Genomic DNA, 14,863 nt, shown 5'->3' on the forward strand with positions numbered 1-14,863 from the left:
ACGAATGGGAGCCTCTTCCCACCAGGGATATCGCACATGAAAGTTGCTTCTGACACTTCATGGCTGAGCCTCCGGCATCAGAGTATGTCGCTGGGGAAGTCCGATCAGCTGTGCCGCTTCATTCGAGACCGAGGTCGGCGCCAGATACATCGGCGCAGCATCGGGATTGCCCTGACATTTCACGGCCGCGCTGCCAGGTAGCAGTACCCATTGCTCATCCGGCTCATTCAATGTGATGGCCTGTGCGCCATTCAGACAGGCATGCCGCTTGAGCTTGCGGGGTGTCAACAAGGCCCAGCGGTTCTGAGGGGCCTCCTTCAGCCATGCATAGAGGCGCGAGAATTGGTCTTCCTCCGGCGTCTTGTAACCGAAGTGCCACAATGGTTGGCGCGCCTGCAGGATGTATTGCTCACGAAAGTCGGGAATGGCCAATGCCTGGTAATCGCTCTTCTCGGCAACCTTCGCCATCAGTACGGCAGGATTGCGAACCGGGTCCATCAATCGTGCCCCCCAGGTGCCCCACAGACTCCAGAACACCACGAGCCAAATCCCCAAGGCCAACAAGCCGTTCCGTGGTTTCAGCCAGGTACAGAGCGTGATACCGCTGACACCCAGCAGCCCCCACCACCCCCACGGCACCACTCCCTCCTTTTCGGCAAGCGTCGCCAATGCCGGGTACCCGAAGACACCGAGCAGTGCCGCGATCAGGAAGATGCCTGCCAATCCGGCGCAAAGTGCAAACCCCAGCCAGGAGACATGAGGCTTACGTGACAACCCCGGCAACATGGGTGCCAGACCGATCACCAACAACGGCAGCGCCGGCAGGATATAGACTCCCCGCTTGCCTGGAGACAACGAGAAGAAGACCACCATCAATGCCGCACCCACCAGGGGCAGCCAGACTCGTAGATCGCGGCGCGAGAAGCGGCGAGCGAGTGCCTTCGGCCACGAGGGTAGCGTCAGCAGCAGCGGCATCCATGCCCAGGGAATCACACTGGTCAGGAAGTAATGCCAAGGCTTCAGATGATGCCAGCTGTCGGTGTATCGCTCAGCGGTCTGCTTGAGCAGGATGTTGTCGCGATAGGCGGCAAGCTCCGAATCGCCGGACACGAAGGACATTACCAGCATCGGCCCTACCCAGAGCAGCGGAGCCGCCAGCATCCAGCAGAGTCCGATCAACAGCTCGCGTGATGTCAGCTGCCCTGCGCGACGACCACTGCTGCGCCAAGTCGATGCGTGACGCGCAGCCATCAGCCAGAAAGGCAACATCAGCAACGGCAGGAACCCGACCCCCTTGGTGAGGATGCCAAGCCCCATCGCAAAGCAGCCGAGATAGAAATAGCGCACGCCATCATTGAGCAATGCATGCCGCAACAATCCCCAGCTACCCAGCAGGATGAAAGCCGTGACCAGCATGTCGATCTGAGCCGTACGGGCCTGCAGGATGAACTGCACTGACGCGAGCAACCACAGCCCGGCAATGAAGGCTGTGTGCGGGCCATGCAGGCGACGAATCAAGTCCACGCTCAGCCCCAGAGTCGCGGCCCCGGCCACCAGCGATGGCAGGGCAAAGCCGATGCGGATATCCCCCACCAAGCCAGTGGACAAGGCACTGAGCCACATGAAGATCGGCGGCTTGTCGGGATAAAGCTCTCCCGCGCGGTGTGGCAACCACCAGTCCCCAGTGATCCACATTTCGAGACCATTGAGCGCGAAGCGTGGCTCATCGGCAGGCCACGGCATACGCATGCCAAGCCCGATGGCAGAGACAGATAGATACAACGCCCCCAGGACCCACCAGGGATGGCGGGAAAGTCTTCGGTACACACCGCCAGCTGGCGTCATTGCCTTCATGCGCCTGTCCCTTGGTGCTGAACGGGATTGGCATGGAGGTGTGCCACTTCAGTCTTGAGTCGGGCGTTTTCTATCTCCAGCGACGCGAGCCTGGCCTTCAGGGAGTCGTCAGTGCCCGATTCGCATTCTTCCGTCTTGCCACAAGCGTGTTCGACGACAGTGGACTCCTGCGGTGCCTGGGACGACGCTTCGCTGCCAGGCGACGTGAGTGACCGGCGATCCCGCTTGATCAAGCTCAGATTACGCAGATAGATGAAAAGCCCTGCACCCTGACCGGCAATGAATACCGGGTCCTCGCGATGGATGGCATACGCAAGCAGCGTCATGCCACCGGCAAGCGAGAACCACCAGAAGGCACGAGGAACGATGGAACGACGTGCCTTCTCACTGGCCAGCCACTGAATGATGAAACGCGCCGAGAACAGCGCCTGGCCTCCAAAACCGACAGCGACCCACCACGGACTGACATCCATCAGCAGGCACCCCGCGCCACGTCGGCCTGGTCCGGGTTGCTGTCACCTGCTGCTGCATCGTGACCGTCAGCCTGATATCTAGAGGGGGAGTCAAACAGGCTTGTTGGCGCGGATGCAGAGGGCGTCGACACGTGCGTCCCCACCAACGGCAGCGAACCATGGTCGATGGCCTCACTGGCAGCATGGCCAAAGATATTCTCGAGCGGTGACGGTAGACGTGAGCGACGCACCAGCCACATCACTCCGACGATATCGGCAATACCGACCCAGAGCCGATCGAAGAAGCCGTATTTGGATACTCCTGCCACTCGTTCGCGGTGACGGACTGCCAATGACTGCACCTTGCCACCCTGAGCGCGAACCAACGCCGGAAGAAAACGGTGCATGTGATCGAAATACGGCAGCCGAAGGAAGACGTCACGACGCATGACCTTGATTCCGCAGCCGGTATCTGGCGTGTCATCGTGCAGCAGCGCTTGTCGGATGGCATTGGCCAAGCGTGATGACACACGCTTGACGGCATCATCGCGACGTTGCGTGCGATGACCAGCCACCAGGTCGAGCTTTTCGAGCGTTGCCAGTGACAACATGTCCGGCAAGTCCGCTGGATCATTCTGGCCATCGCCATCCAGGGTCGCCAACCATCGACCGCGCGCCAGCCGGGCAGCCTGCCACAGCGAAGTACTCTGTCCGAAACTGGTGCCGTGGTGATAGGGACGCAATCGTGAATCTTCCTGCGCAGCCTGCTTGAGCCAACTCCAACTGCCATCACTGGAACCATCATCCACCACGATGATCTCGTAGCGCTGCCCCGCAAGCGCCTCATGCACCTCGGCAATAAGGCCCGGCAAGTTGTCACGCTCATCACGAGCCGGTATCAACACCGAAACTCCTCCGCACAAGGGCTCCTCGCCCTGCGCCCAGGGGTGGTCTGGACCAGGCGATGTCATGGTGATCGCGGACTTCATGGAATAACTCCTGAGCAATGACTGGGCGTCGAGCAAGCCGGATAGATGTCAGATCCTGCAGCGATCGGAACCGGCAGGCTGCGCGTTTCTGGCAGAAAGTTTGCCCGCAAACTATTAAGACAGGCTTAAGTGAAGCGCGGATGACAACCGCCAATGCAAGAAGCCCCCGTCGCGCTGGGCGACGGGGGCTTCAATGCAAAGACATCATTGAGTCGAAGACTCTCTTGATACGGCTATGACAGACGCTTCACTTCCCTTGCCAGTGATCCCGCCCCCACTGCCGACGCTGGTCGGGCGTGAGATACGACCAGGCGACGAAGCGACTGACCTTCTGCCCCTGGGACATCTCGATCACCCTGACCTCGCTGGCGCCACTGCGCTTGAGGGCTTTCCTGATACCGGTCAGGCTCGCCGAATGCGCGACCAGCGAGGTGAACCACAGGCACTGCGAGGCGAGGTTGCGACTCTCCTGGATCATGCGGGTGACGAAGGCTTCTTCCCCGCCCGGACACCAGAGCTCGGCCGCCTGCCCCGCGAAATTCAGCGCTGGCGCGTTGCGTGCACGCCCCTTGCGTGAGGCATTGCCGCGCTGCTGGCGCGACTTGTCGAGCCCACGCCATTTACGCTGCGATTCCCGCGCCATATCGGCTTCACTGGCATGGAACGGTGGATTGCACAGCACCACATCAAAATGCTCATCCGCGCCCCAGATCCCAGCGAAGTGCCGCGTGCGATCGGCCTGTAGTCGCACCTCGATCTGGCCCTTGAGGCGCACATTGGCGCTCACAATCGCGCGAGCCGAGTCGATCGCCTGCGCGCTGATATCACTGCCGACCATCTGCCAGCCAAAGCTGCGATTGCCCAGCAGGGGGTAGATGAGGTTGGCGCCGGTGCCGACATCCAGCGCGCGCACGTGCTCACCCGCCGGCAGCTGACCGCCATTCGCCTCACTGATCAGGTCCGCCAGATAATGCAGATAATCGGCGCGCCCGGGGATGGGCGGACACAGATAGCCGGCGGGAATGTCCCAGTGGGCGATACCGTAATGGCGACTCAACAGGGCCCGATTGAGCGCCTTGACCGCCGCGGGATCGGCGAAGTCGATGGACTCGCTGCCAGCGGGTGTCTTGATCACGAAGGCCGCCAGTGCCGGGCTCGCCTTGACCAGCGCGGCCATGTCATAGCGCCCACGGTGCGGGTTGCGGGGATGCAGCTGACCCTTGCGAGCCGGGATCACCTTGATGGCAGGCGCTTTGATAGAAGGCGCCTTGTTGGAAGGCGCTTGGACGGAAGGTGCCTTGGCCGCGCTGGACTTCTCGCGGGCCGCCGGATCACGACGGTCAGCCGCGGCGCCCTGCTGACGTCTGTCAGCCGAGTCGTGTCGGGAGGATGCGCCGGACTTGGCGAGGGAAGCACCGCGTGGGCGGCGCGAAGACGAGGACATGACGACATACCGGACAATGACAGGGGACGCCATCTTACCAGAGGGCGCCGATCAACACAGACCGCTGCCGCTCAGGACGCTACCTATCAGGACAGGTCGCTGCCGATCAGCGCCGCGCGCGAGTTGGCACGCTGATCGACCCGACGGGTCTGGGCGCGACGTGCCGTGGCGCGCTCGATGCTCAGCGGACAATTGCTGCAATAGCCCAGGCACTCGATGCGATAACGCACGCAGCACACCTTGCGCGGCGTATGCCGTTCGCCATGGCGGTCCATCACGTCGCTGACCGGCTGATAGAGCGGATTGCGCCGCCCGTCGGCCAGAATTCTGGTCGCCATCAGCTGACGGGCCGGCGCCGTCTGCGCGACCCAGCCCTGCTCTTCCAGCATGCCGACGATATAGACGAAGTAATGTGCCGCGTTGCTCCAGAAGACCTTGGGCCCCAGCGCAGTGTGCGGCACCAGGCGCTCGATGACGGCCTCAAGATGCGCCAGGTAGCCCTGGAAGCGTGCCTGGAGTCGCGTCGCCTCATCGGCCGACTCGATCTCCGCCGGGAGGCTTGCGCCCTGCCCCGCCGCATCATCGAGTATCAGCTGCGTGACCACGCCATGCTCGCCAAGGCGCAGCGAAAGATGCCGCAGCTCCAGCGGCAGTTGATGGTCCAGCAGCAGGTTGGCCGCCAGCGGCAGCGATACCATCGAGGACAGCAGGTACTTGGACCACTGGGAAAGCAGCGCCTGCTCATCGGGGGCGCTGTGGTGAGAAGCGGCGTCTGCCGGGCCGGTCTCGTACTGCATGCCATGCGCGGCGATGCACGCCGCCAGCCACCCGGGGCTGAGCACATCGCGCGCCGGCACGACACGCTGGAGCGACGCCTCATCACCTGCCTGCACCTGAGCGTAGGTAGTGATCAGGTCCCGATAGGCAACCATCGGACCGGCAAAGAGCGGGGAAAGCGCGTCGATCATCGGGAAGCTCGCAGACGTGAAGAAACAGACAGTGCCTCACATACTAACGAAAACTATTAGCATTTGCATATCAAAAAAGCATGATGAACCAGCAGGGCTTGCAACGGGGCTTCCAGCTCGCTGCGTCGGGCTCGCCAGCACTCACAGCCTGCCGTCCCGACACAGCCGACGACGCACCCAGGCATCGTAGACTCGCGTCAGCGCCGGCTCGATCAGCGGCCGCGTGATCAGCCACCCCAGCCAGGCAAGACCGGGGATGCGCGCAAGCAGCAGGCGATACGCCGGCATGCCCTCACGGATCTGCCCTTGCGCTGTCTCGACATGCAACGACAGCAATGCCTGCTTGAGGCCGATGCCGCGAGCGGCGAGATGCTCGGCGTTATCCGTCGCATCCCACCACTCGACGTTGGCGTCTTGGCGCGACAGCCGCTCGTAGCGGGCGCGTTCACGACGACACACCGGGCAGCGCGCGTCGTAGTAGATCCTGATGAGTGGCAAACCGTCACGCTGAGGTCGCTGGCTGGCGATGTCCGACATGCTGGCCTCCCTCTTGTGATGAATGTGCGCGGTACGCGTTCCTCAATGAGCGTTCAGAGCGACATAAGATCAGGACGCCGCGCCGATGCGATCGGAATACTCCTTGTCTTCATAGCGATGCAGCGGCGCGTCCTCGGCACAGTCCGGGCTGGTCTGGAAGGTCTTGCGCACATCGAGTACGCCCAGGCTCTGGATGGTGCGGCGCCCCAGCAGCACCGGGTAATTCATGCCGTCACGATCGCGCAGACTGAACTGCTCCTCGTAGCGCTCGCCGCCCATGCACAGCGTCATCAGCACCACCGGGCGCGTATCGCGTCCGCCTGCGCCGGACACCGTCAGGTCGCGATACAGTGGGCGCTCAAAGGTGTTCTCGACCTTGTCACCCTTGGCTTCGTCCTCGACTTCCACATCGAAACGCACCCATTCCTCGTCATCACGCTCGAAGGTCTCGATATTCTCGGCATGCATCGAGGAGGTCAGCGCGCCGCTATCCAGCTTGGCCTTCACCATCACACCCCACGGCTCGATGGTTGCCTTCTCCACCCAACCGAAGACCTTGTCGTCTGCCGCCTGGGCCACGGCTGGCGCGGCAAGCGAGGCTATCAAGCCGACACCGGCGAATTGACGGGCGGCGCGCGCAAGGGATGTAGCAGCGTGTCTCGACATGGTGACTCCTGGGAAAAGTGGCGACATTGCAAGGGCAATGCCCGACATCCTTCACCATGGAGGCTTGCGGCAAGGTTAACAAGGCGTGAGAACACACCCTCGCCTGTCACCCTGTCAGGCGAAAGCAACGGGCGGTTGCGAGCAGGCGATGACAGGCCACCCTTGATATGGCGCGCTGCCCCCACCAGCTATCAAGGAGGGCCGCGCCATCAGCGTACTGCTATCAGCGTATTGCTATCGGCGCACGGCCATCTGCGACATCCACTCGACAGGAGGTCACCATGCAAGATCTATTACGTGAGTCACTTTCCCACTGGAGCCTGCTGCTGTGCTGGCTGTTGCTGATGGTACCGGCGCTGATCTGGGTCTTGCGTGACCTGACCACGAAGAATGCCCATCTGGCCCCGATGATGAAGTGGGTGTGGGGGCTGACCACGCTCTACTCCGGTGTCGTGGGACTGCTGGTCTATCGTTTCGCCGGGCGTCGCCAGATCGCCGCCAACGGTGATGCCCGCAAGGGGCTGAGAAGCGTCGCGCACTGCTATTCAGGCTGCGGACTGGGGGAATTCGTCGGCGTCAGCCTGGCGGTGGGCCTGTTGGCCATGGGCAATATCTCCACCGCGATCATCACCTTCATCTTCGCTTACCTGTTCGGCTTCCTGCTGACGGTCGGCCCGATGCTGCAGGGCGGCAGTGATGACAAGCCGCAGGTAATTCGTGATGCCTTCAAGAGCGAGACGGCCTCCATCGTGGTGATGGAAGTGGTGGCGATTTCCGTGGACCTCTAGCTTGCGGGCGGTGCCGGCATGCACCAGCCGCTGTTCTGGAACTCGCTGATCATTTCCCTGAGTCTGGGGCTGCTCGCCGCCTGGCCCGTCAACGTCTGGCTGGTGAAGCATGGCGTCAAGGGGGGCATGGCAGACCCACGCGAGACGGACCCGCAAGCGCAGCATCACGCACATTGCTGAAGCGCGCACTGCTGAGGCGCGCAGAGTGTTGAGTATTGAGGGTTGAGACATGAAAAAGCCCCGTCGGCATGCCGACGGGGCTTTTCTCTGACTGAGTTTTCACACTGACATTCGCATCCCAGTCAGCGTGAAGCCGTCAGTCGCATCACGTTCAAGACGCTGGCCTAGACGAACTCGCCGTTGTGATAGACCTGCTGCACATCTTCACAATCATCCAGCAGCTCGAGCATCTTGTTGAGCAGCTCGGCGTCATCGCCGCCGACTTCGGTATGGATCTGCGGAATGAAGCTGATCTCATCGACTTCGAAGTCGAGGTCTTCACCGTAGATGTCGGTCAGCGCACCCTTGGCCTTGAAGTACTCGGTCGTCGGCGCGAGAACCGTGATGATGCCTTCGTCGAGCTCGATGTCACTGACATCGACGTCGGCTTCCATCAGCGCTTCCAGGACCTTTTCCTCGTCCTCTTCCGCGCCCTTGAAGGCCAGGATGGCGCGGTGGTCGAACATGTGCGACACCGAACCCTGCGCGCCCAGCTTGCCCTTGCCCTTGTTGAAGCAGGTGCGGACTTCGCCGAAGGTGCGGTTGTTGTTGTCGGTCAGACAATCAACGATGACCATGACGTTGCCCGGACCAAAGCCTTCATAGCGCGCCAGAGCGAAGTCTTCGCCGCCGGTGCCCTTGGCCTTGTCGATCGCCTTGTCGATGACGTGAGTCGGCACCTGGTCCTTCTTGGCCTTCTCGATGAGACGACGCAGGCTCAGGTTGCCGTTGGGGTCGAGGCCACCGCTCTTGGCCGAGACGTAAATCTCGCGCCCGTAACGTGAATACACGCGTGCCTTGTTGAGAGAGGTACGCGCCATTGATTCTTTACGGTTCTGGAATGCTCTTCCCATGCAAGTCGACTCTTGTCCGCCTGAATTCAAATGCCCTTGCGACCATGTCGCGGGACCTGAAGCAGCATCGGCCTCCTGGCCGACACTGCAACGCTGTGACGAATAGTAACGCAGACAACGCCGTACGTCGCCATCCCTGCCGGGTCTTGCGCGTTGAGCGCAGCGCACCACGACGGGCAAGGCGACTCATGCATGCGGCTGACCGTCACAGACAGTTGGTCGGCTTGGGCAACCCGGCGATGCGCGCGCCCACCTTGGGCGGACTGTCCGGGAACAGCCGCATCAGATGCAGCGAGCGGCCCTTGTCGGGACCAAAGCGCTGGGTCATCGCCTTGCTCAGCGGGCGCATGGCCGGTGACAGCGAGAAACGCTGATAGAAGTCGCGCAACACCTCGATCACCTCCCAGTGCTCCGGCGTCAGTTCACGCCCCTCCTCGGCGGCCAGCATTTCCGCCAGCGCCGGACTCCAGTCATCGAGATCGACCAGATAGCCTTCCGCATCCAGTCCGATATCACGCCCATCAAGCGTCAGTGTGCGCACCGCTTCACTACTGGCCATACAGATCCTGATTCACTGTCTTGCATGAAAATTGAAAGGGAGAAGCGCCTGGCGCCTCAGAACCAGCTGACGGTCTTGTCGGCGGCCTCGGTCAGGGCGACGAAACCGTCAACGTCGACCACGATGACGTTCTCCGCGCAGCGCCCCAGCAGGCCGCGGGACTCGAGGTCCTCGCGCAACGCGAACAGCCGTCCCTCAAGCCCGGCAAGGTGCTGCCCGGCGTTGTCGAGGGCGCCATTGACGCCATCCTCGATCAACAGCAGCTGGTCTTCCGGGCCCATGGCATTGAGCACATCATCATGGATGCGGCTGGAGAATGGCGAACGATTGAGTAGATGTAGATTCATGCAATTATCCAGGCAAGGGAAGCTGGGACTGCCACTGGCCATCAATCAAGAGATATCAATGACATGGCATCAGGAAACTGATGCGAGCATATCAGTCGTCAGCGTTGGCGGCAGTGACGTGTCAGAAGCTCAACACGCGCGAGAACGCGGTGGTCAGCGCGACCACCTCGTCGTGCTCGAGCAGCGTGACCGGCAACAGCGTGACATCCTGCGCTGTCAGGCCCCGTGCGCGCAGCGCCGCCGCATCGACGTAACAGCGCTCGACGTCATACATCTCAAGCGCCGCCAGCAGGTTGTCACTGCCCTTCTGCCCCAGCGGCCCGACCTGCTGCCCTTCCAGCAGCGCCATCACGCCATCGCCGGTGAACAGCAACCCGACCTCGCGCCCGAAGGCCGCCGCGACCATCGCCGCCTCCAGCCCCTCGCGCAGCCAGCTGCTGCCATGCGGGCCATGGCGCAGCATGACCAGCAGATCACCGGCGGCTATCCCGGCGTCATCGCCTGCTGGGGCTGCCGTCATCACATCGCTCATGGTCTGCTCCTCACTCGATAAGTGACATCATCAGTGACGACAAGAAATGACGTCATGCAAAGGTGATCAGGTGGTCATTGTCCAGCGTCGCCTCGACCAGCTGGCCCAGCCCCGTCAGCTCGAACGGCGCCTCGAGGGTATGCCCCTGCTTGCCATGCCGCGCCGCTTCGCGCTCATCGAGCATGCCGCGTCTCAGCCCCGCCGCGACACACACCTGCAGGCGGGTGGCGTGATTCTCGGCAAGCGACAGCCAGCGATCGCGCAGATGCGGCTCGTCCTGGGGCGGTGCCATCATGTTGGCGGCGTTGTAGACGCCGTCGTGATAGAAGAACACCGTGGTCAGCTGATGGCCGCGCGCCAGCAGGGCGTCGGCAAAGCGCAGCGCCGAATGGCTGGCCTGCTGGCTGTAGGGGCCGCCGTAGACGGCCAGAGCGTAACGCATGCGAACCTCGTGTGACTGCTCATGAATGGGCGCCATTCTAGCGCGAGTCACGCCACCTGACACCCGAACGCAAACGACCCCGCCGAGGCGGGGTCGTTTGCAGGTCTCATGTTCCTTCGCTTGACGATCAATCGTCGGAAGCGAAGCCCAGCAGGGCCAGCAGGCTGACGAACATGTTGTAGATGGAGACGTACAGGCTCACCGTCGCCAGCAGGTAGTTGGTCTGCCCGCCGTGGATGATCTGGCTGGTCTCGAACAGGATCGCCGCGGAGGCGAACAGCACGAAGCCGGCGGAGACAGCCAGTGCCAGCCCGCTGATGTTGAAGATCATCGCTGCCAGCATCGCCAGAATCAGCACGATGGCGCCGGCGAACAGGAAGTTGCCAAGGAACGAGAAGTCCTTGCGCGTCACCAGAGCCACCGCGGACAGGCCGGCGAAGGTGATGCCGGTCATGCCGAGCGCGGTCATCACCAGCTGGCCGCCGTTGGGCAGGCTCAGGTAGGCATTCAGTACCGGACCGAGCGTGAAGCCCATGAAGCCGGTGAAGGCGAAGGTCGCGAAGATGCCGGCGGTGGAGTTCGCAGTCTTGTGGACCAGGAACATCAGGCCGTAGGCACCGATCAGCAGCACGAAGATGTTCATGCGGCCGACGCCCATGCTCATCGCCACGCCAGCGGTCAGCGCGGAGAACAGCAGCGTCATTGCCAGCATCATGTAAGTGTTGCGCAGTACCTTGTGAGTACTGAGCGAGCGGCTCGCGGTATCCTGCGAGACCTGCCAGGAGCTGTTAGCCATGGTGTCTATCCTCAGGTTGCTACGATGGATTCATCGATTTGACCCCAGCATGCCCTCAGGGGTTTGCCTAATCAAGAGACAGAACGATGAAAAGCCCTATTGAGGCAACCATCCGGCGCGTGCAAGGCAACGACATCGTCAGTCTCCGCAGCCATTGTGGCATGCGCGACCTTTCAAGCATCTGAACGACAAGGAAATTTACGCCAAGTCCTTGACCCTGACTGAAAAATCCGTAGTATTTCATCCCGTGAGTCGGAGGGATGGCAGAGCGGTTGAATGCACCGGTCTTGAAAACCGGCGTAGGTTAATAGCCTACCCAGGGTTCGAATCCCTGTCCCTCCACCACCTTGATTCCGAAAGCCCCGTCTACCTCAGGTAGGCGGGGCTTTTTCGTGGCCTGACACATGACCCGATTCATGGTCTGGTGCCAGCAGGCGGCTCCGGCGGCCTCACCCCGGCGCCATCCAGCTGCAAGTGATTGTCCGCGATGGCTTTTCCGAAGATTTTTCTTCGCCTATCCCTTGCTATTCTCATCAGGTTCGGTAGTATTTCGCTCCGTGAGTCGGAGGGATGGCAGAGCGGTTGAATGCACCGGTCTTGAAAACCGGCGTAGGTTAATAGCCTACCCAGGGTTCGAATCCCTGTCCCTCCACCACCTTGAATTCCGAAAGCCCCGTCTACTTCAGGTAGGCGGGGCTTTTTCATTGTTGCCGCGCAGCGCCCATCGCCGCCACTTCGCTACCCTGCCTGAGCAGCGATGGCCATTGATGCGCCGGGCCGTCAGCGGACTTTCGGCTACAGTGAGCATCACTGCGCCAGACATTCCTTGCCGCAGAATGTGCGCTTGCCCCTCCCCCTTTAGACAAGTCGAGACACCATGCCATTTTCTGCCCTTGGTTTGAGCGATTCCATCGTCAAGGCCGTCACCGAGCAAGGCTACCAGACCCCGACTCCCATCCAGGAGAAGGCGATCCCCGTCGTGCTGGCCGGTAACAACCTGATCGCCGCCGCCCAGACGGGTACCGGCAAGACGGCAAGCTTCGTGCTGCCCATCCTGCAGACCCTGCAGCAGGCGCCCAAGGTGCGCGCCAAGCGCGTACATGCCGTCATCCTGACGCCGACGCGGGAGCTGGCGATCCAGGTCGAAGACAACATCCAGCACTACTCCAGGTATCTGGAAGTCAGCTCCATGGCGATGTATGGCGGCGTGGAGATCGAACCCCAGCAACAGCGTCTGATCGAGGGCGTGGACATCCTGGTGGCGACGCCCGGCCGCCTGCTGGACATGCTGACCCGCCGCGCGATCCACCTCGACGAGACACGCACCCTCGTCATCGACGAAGCGGACCGCATGCTCGACATGGGCTTCATCGCCGACATCAACAAGATCGTCGAGAAGCTGCCCAGAGAGCGCCAGAACCTGCTGTTCTCGGCCACGCTCTCGGCTCAGGTGCGCGTGCTCGCCAAGACCGCAGTGACGGACGCCGTCGAGATCATGGTCGCACCGGAGAACGTTACCGCGCCGGATATCAGCCAGTATCTGATCACGGTCGACAAGGAGTTCAAGTCCGCCCTTCTGAGCCACCTGATTCACGAGAAGCAGTGGCAGCAGGCGCTGATCTTCATCGAGACCAAGCGTGGCGCCGCCAAGCTGGTGAGTCAGCTGGAGAAGCGTGACATCGCCGCCGAGTCCTTCCACAGCGGTCGCAGCCAGGCAATGCGCGAGCAGCTGCTGGCCGACTTCAAGGCCGGCACCATCAAGTATCTCGTGGCCACCGGCGTTGCCGCGCGGGGCATCGACATCGATGACCTGCAGCGCGTGGTCAACTATGACCTGCCGGACGCCGCCGAGGATTATGTCCACCGCATCGGGCGTACCGGTCGCGCCGGAGCCAGCGGTGAAGCCATCTCGCTGGTCTCGCGTGATGACTTCCGCAACCTGTGCGCCATCGAGCAGCACCTGGGCTATTTCGTGACGCGCGAAGTCGTGGAAGGCTTTGCGCCCAAGCTCGCGGTGCCGGCCTCGAACAGCGACTACGCCCCCAAGTCCGCAAGCAAGAGCCGTCGTCGCCAGCCCAACCGCCGCTGATACCTCTCAGGGCAGCCTGATGACGCCCTGACACACGCACGCCCCCGGAGACATGAATGTCATTCTCCGGGGGCGTGCTGGGCTGTATACCTAGCTTTGTTCGCAAATCTCTATGCGCAAACCTCTATGCACAAAGCTCTGCGCGCAGTGAATTGCGCTCAATTGATGGCGGCGATGCCCGGCCCACCCACGGGGCCCAGCTGGGTGTCACTGACGAAGCCATTGCCGCCGTCCTGCTTGGCACGGAACAGATTGACGTCGGCCTTGGCGATCAGGCCTTCCAGGTCCTTGTCGCCGGACTGGCGCTGGGCGACACCGATCGACAGATTGACATCCAGACTGTTGAGGCCGTCATTGATGACGAACGGCAATGCCGAGGCGCCCTTGCACAGGCGCTCTGCCACCTGATCGACGCGCTCGCCATGCAGCCCCGGGCACAGCAGCACGAATTCCTCGCCGCCATAGCGCCCGACCAGGTCCTCCCCGCGCAGGATGCTGCGCATGCGCCGCACCAGCTCCTTGAGCACCTGATCACCGGCCTGGCGACCCCATGTCTCGTTGATCAGCGCCAGATGGTCGACATCCACCATCATCACGCTCAGCGCCCCGTTGTTGATCAACATGCCACGCCCGCTGTCGACCAGCTCGGCGCGACTCAGGGCGCCGGTCAGCGCATCGAAGCGCCCTCCCGTCTCGAAACGCTGCTGCAGGCGCTCCACCGACCAGCCCATCTGCACCAGCACCAGCGTGAAGAAGATGGTCAAGACGCCCAGATTGATGATGCGAAATGCCAGCATCCAGCCGGCGGGCAGCGGATTGGTCGGCCCTTCCAGCATCAGGATGATATAGGCCAGCAGCGGCATGCTCAGGCAGGCGGCGCACAGCAAAACGCGCCGCATGAACGACATGCGGATCGAGTAGATGCACAGCAAGGCGCCGAAGTAGAAGTAGTCGAACCCGGCTTCCGAGCCGAAATAGCGCAGCGAGAAGCTGATCTGCGCGCAGGTGCCCAGCGCCATCAGCGTGGCCGCCAGGGCTTCACGGCGAGCACGGTGCAGCTGCAGACAGACCAGATCGACGATCAGCATCGCCAGATTCAGCGCCAGAATGCCCATCTCGCCCAGCCACAACAGCAGGATGGCGTAGAGCAGATGGCAACTGACCGCCAGCACGTAGACCACGTTGAAGGTGGCATGAAAGGTCTTCTCATCCGCCGTGAGTCCGGGCGGGAATTGCTCGAATCGCCGCAGAAAGCCCGCGAGATGAGGGTGTGGGCTGGCCATGTAGTCACCTCCTTGTCGCTGGCCACAATCGGTGGCCAGGCGCT

The 14,863-nt window shown here is 62.1% G+C and carries 15 protein-coding genes, 2 tRNA genes and 1 pseudogene; 4 read left to right on the plus strand and 14 right to left on the minus strand.

Going from position 1 to position 14,863, the window contains the following annotated elements; genetic code table 11:
* Nucleotides 1-57: 57 nt before the first annotated feature.
* The 7 genes from MSG32_RS07930 to MSG32_RS07960 all read right to left on the minus strand — a co-directional run bounded on the left by MSG32_RS07930 (nucleotide 58) and on the right by MSG32_RS07960 (nucleotide 6,910).
* The gene (locus MSG32_RS07930) at nucleotides 58-1,749 is read right to left on the minus strand and encodes a glycosyltransferase family 39 protein (RefSeq protein ID WP_248379093.1); all 1,692 of its coding nucleotides are present in this window, start codon (nucleotides 1,747-1,749) and stop codon (nucleotides 58-60) included.
* A 101-nt stretch (nucleotides 1,750-1,850) separates the two neighbouring features.
* Nucleotides 1,851-2,327, minus strand: coding sequence for a lipid-A-disaccharide synthase N-terminal domain-containing protein (locus tag MSG32_RS07935; protein WP_248379094.1), 477 nt, complete (start codon nucleotides 2,325-2,327; stop codon nucleotides 1,851-1,853).
* A complete protein-coding gene (locus MSG32_RS07940) occupies nucleotides 2,327-3,211 on the minus strand; it encodes a glycosyltransferase family 2 protein (protein ID WP_240548731.1) in 885 nt (294 codons plus the stop codon). Before MSG32_RS07940 ends, MSG32_RS07935 begins: the two co-directional genes overlap by 1 nt.
* A gap of 331 nt (nucleotides 3,212-3,542) precedes the next feature.
* Entirely contained in the window at nucleotides 3,543-4,739 is a 1,197-nt protein-coding gene (gene rlmF / locus MSG32_RS07945) for a 23S rRNA (adenine(1618)-N(6))-methyltransferase RlmF (protein WP_248379095.1), read from the minus strand.
* A gap of 86 nt (nucleotides 4,740-4,825) precedes the next feature.
* Nucleotides 4,826-5,707, minus strand: coding sequence for a siderophore-iron reductase FhuF (gene fhuF, locus MSG32_RS07950; RefSeq protein WP_248379096.1), 882 nt, complete (start codon nucleotides 5,705-5,707; stop codon nucleotides 4,826-4,828).
* 141 nt (nucleotides 5,708-5,848) lie between these two features.
* A complete protein-coding gene (locus tag MSG32_RS07955) occupies nucleotides 5,849-6,244 on the minus strand; it encodes a DUF393 domain-containing protein (protein WP_215824188.1) in 396 nt (131 codons plus the stop codon).
* A gap of 69 nt (nucleotides 6,245-6,313) precedes the next feature.
* A complete protein-coding gene (locus tag MSG32_RS07960) occupies nucleotides 6,314-6,910 on the minus strand; it encodes a RimK/LysX family protein (protein ID WP_052384744.1) in 597 nt (198 codons plus the stop codon).
* A 410-nt stretch (nucleotides 6,911-7,320) separates the two neighbouring features.
* On the opposite strand from MSG32_RS07960, the pseudogene MSG32_RS07965 reads away from it, so the two are divergent.
* Nucleotides 7,321-7,878, plus strand: a pseudogene (locus MSG32_RS07965) (DUF4396 domain-containing protein).
* A 164-nt stretch (nucleotides 7,879-8,042) separates the two neighbouring features.
* Here the strand turns inward: MSG32_RS07965 and MSG32_RS07970 are convergent.
* From MSG32_RS07970 to MSG32_RS07995, 6 genes are all read right to left on the minus strand, one after another.
* On the minus strand, nucleotides 8,043-8,771 hold the full coding sequence (locus tag MSG32_RS07970) for a YebC/PmpR family DNA-binding transcriptional regulator (protein ID WP_054557332.1): 729 nt from the start codon (nucleotides 8,769-8,771) through the stop codon (nucleotides 8,043-8,045).
* Nucleotides 8,772-8,976: 205 nt separating this feature from the next.
* Entirely contained in the window at nucleotides 8,977-9,330 is a 354-nt protein-coding gene (locus MSG32_RS07975; protein WP_043335059.1) for a TusE/DsrC/DsvC family sulfur relay protein, read from the minus strand.
* A gap of 56 nt (nucleotides 9,331-9,386) precedes the next feature.
* A complete protein-coding gene (gene tusB / locus MSG32_RS07980; protein WP_248379097.1) occupies nucleotides 9,387-9,677 on the minus strand; it encodes a sulfurtransferase complex subunit TusB in 291 nt (96 codons plus the stop codon).
* A 121-nt stretch (nucleotides 9,678-9,798) separates the two neighbouring features.
* A complete protein-coding gene (gene tusC, locus MSG32_RS07985; RefSeq protein ID WP_235507078.1) occupies nucleotides 9,799-10,209 on the minus strand; it encodes a sulfurtransferase complex subunit TusC in 411 nt (136 codons plus the stop codon).
* 52 nt (nucleotides 10,210-10,261) lie between these two features.
* Entirely contained in the window at nucleotides 10,262-10,651 is a 390-nt protein-coding gene (tusD, locus tag MSG32_RS07990; protein ID WP_043335054.1) for a sulfurtransferase complex subunit TusD, read from the minus strand.
* A 127-nt stretch (nucleotides 10,652-10,778) separates the two neighbouring features.
* The gene (locus tag MSG32_RS07995; RefSeq protein ID WP_054557334.1) at nucleotides 10,779-11,447 is read right to left on the minus strand and encodes a Bax inhibitor-1/YccA family protein; all 669 of its coding nucleotides are present in this window, start codon (nucleotides 11,445-11,447) and stop codon (nucleotides 10,779-10,781) included.
* Between the two features lie 254 nt (nucleotides 11,448-11,701).
* Here MSG32_RS07995 and MSG32_RS08000 point away from each other — a divergent pair.
* From MSG32_RS08000 to MSG32_RS08010, 3 genes are all read left to right on the plus strand, one after another.
* Nucleotides 11,702-11,792, plus strand: a tRNA-Ser gene (locus MSG32_RS08000).
* A gap of 219 nt (nucleotides 11,793-12,011) precedes the next feature.
* Nucleotides 12,012-12,102: transfer RNA gene (locus tag MSG32_RS08005), tRNA-Ser, on the plus strand.
* Between the two features lie 222 nt (nucleotides 12,103-12,324).
* Nucleotides 12,325-13,536 carry a DEAD/DEAH box helicase gene (locus MSG32_RS08010; RefSeq protein ID WP_248379098.1) on the plus strand — a complete coding sequence of 404 codons (1,212 nt, stop codon included), beginning with the start codon at nucleotides 12,325-12,327 and terminating at the stop codon, nucleotides 13,534-13,536.
* 158 nt (nucleotides 13,537-13,694) lie between these two features.
* On the opposite strand, the gene MSG32_RS08015 is transcribed toward MSG32_RS08010, so the two are convergent.
* Nucleotides 13,695-14,819, minus strand: coding sequence for a GGDEF domain-containing protein (locus MSG32_RS08015; protein ID WP_054557336.1), 1,125 nt, complete (start codon nucleotides 14,817-14,819; stop codon nucleotides 13,695-13,697).
* Nucleotides 14,820-14,863 lie beyond the last annotated feature (44 nt).

Origin of the sequence: Cobetia sp. 1CM21F, from assembly GCF_023161745.1 — a bacterium.
In the GTDB taxonomy this organism is placed as follows: Bacteria; Pseudomonadota; Gammaproteobacteria; order Pseudomonadales; family Halomonadaceae; genus Cobetia; species Cobetia amphilecti.

Coding starts and splice junctions, on each gene's coding strand:
- MSG32_RS07995 (WP_054557334.1), bottom strand. CDS start 11,447: ATGGCTAACAGCTCCTGGCAGGTCTCGCAGGATACCGCGAGCCGCTCG.
- MSG32_RS07935 (WP_248379094.1), bottom strand. CDS start 2,327: ATGGATGTCAGTCCGTGGTGGGTCGCTGTCGGTTTTGGAGGCCAGGCG.
- MSG32_RS07975 (WP_043335059.1), bottom strand. CDS start 9,330: ATGGCCAGTAGTGAAGCGGTGCGCACACTGACGCTTGATGGGCGTGAT.
- tusD (WP_043335054.1), bottom strand. CDS start 10,651: ATGCGTTACGCTCTGGCCGTCTACGGCGGCCCCTACAGCCAGCAGGCC.
- rlmF (WP_248379095.1), bottom strand. CDS start 4,739: ATGTCCTCGTCTTCGCGCCGCCCACGCGGTGCTTCCCTCGCCAAGTCC.
- tusC (WP_235507078.1), bottom strand. CDS start 10,209: ATGAGCGATGTGATGACGGCAGCCCCAGCAGGCGATGACGCCGGGATA.
- MSG32_RS08015 (WP_054557336.1), bottom strand. CDS start 14,819: ATGGCCAGCCCACACCCTCATCTCGCGGGCTTTCTGCGGCGATTCGAG.
- MSG32_RS07960 (WP_052384744.1), bottom strand. CDS start 6,910: ATGTCGAGACACGCTGCTACATCCCTTGCGCGCGCCGCCCGTCAATTC.
- MSG32_RS07970 (WP_054557332.1), bottom strand. CDS start 8,771: ATGGGAAGAGCATTCCAGAACCGTAAAGAATCAATGGCGCGTACCTCT.
- MSG32_RS08010 (WP_248379098.1), top strand. CDS start 12,325: ATGCCATTTTCTGCCCTTGGTTTGAGCGATTCCATCGTCAAGGCCGTC.
- tusB (WP_248379097.1), bottom strand. CDS start 9,677: ATGAATCTACATCTACTCAATCGTTCGCCATTCTCCAGCCGCATCCAT.
- MSG32_RS07930 (WP_248379093.1), bottom strand. CDS start 1,749: ATGCGTATGCCGTGGCCTGCCGATGAGCCACGCTTCGCGCTCAATGGT.
- fhuF (WP_248379096.1), bottom strand. CDS start 5,707: ATGATCGACGCGCTTTCCCCGCTCTTTGCCGGTCCGATGGTTGCCTAT.
- MSG32_RS07955 (WP_215824188.1), bottom strand. CDS start 6,244: ATGTCGGACATCGCCAGCCAGCGACCTCAGCGTGACGGTTTGCCACTC.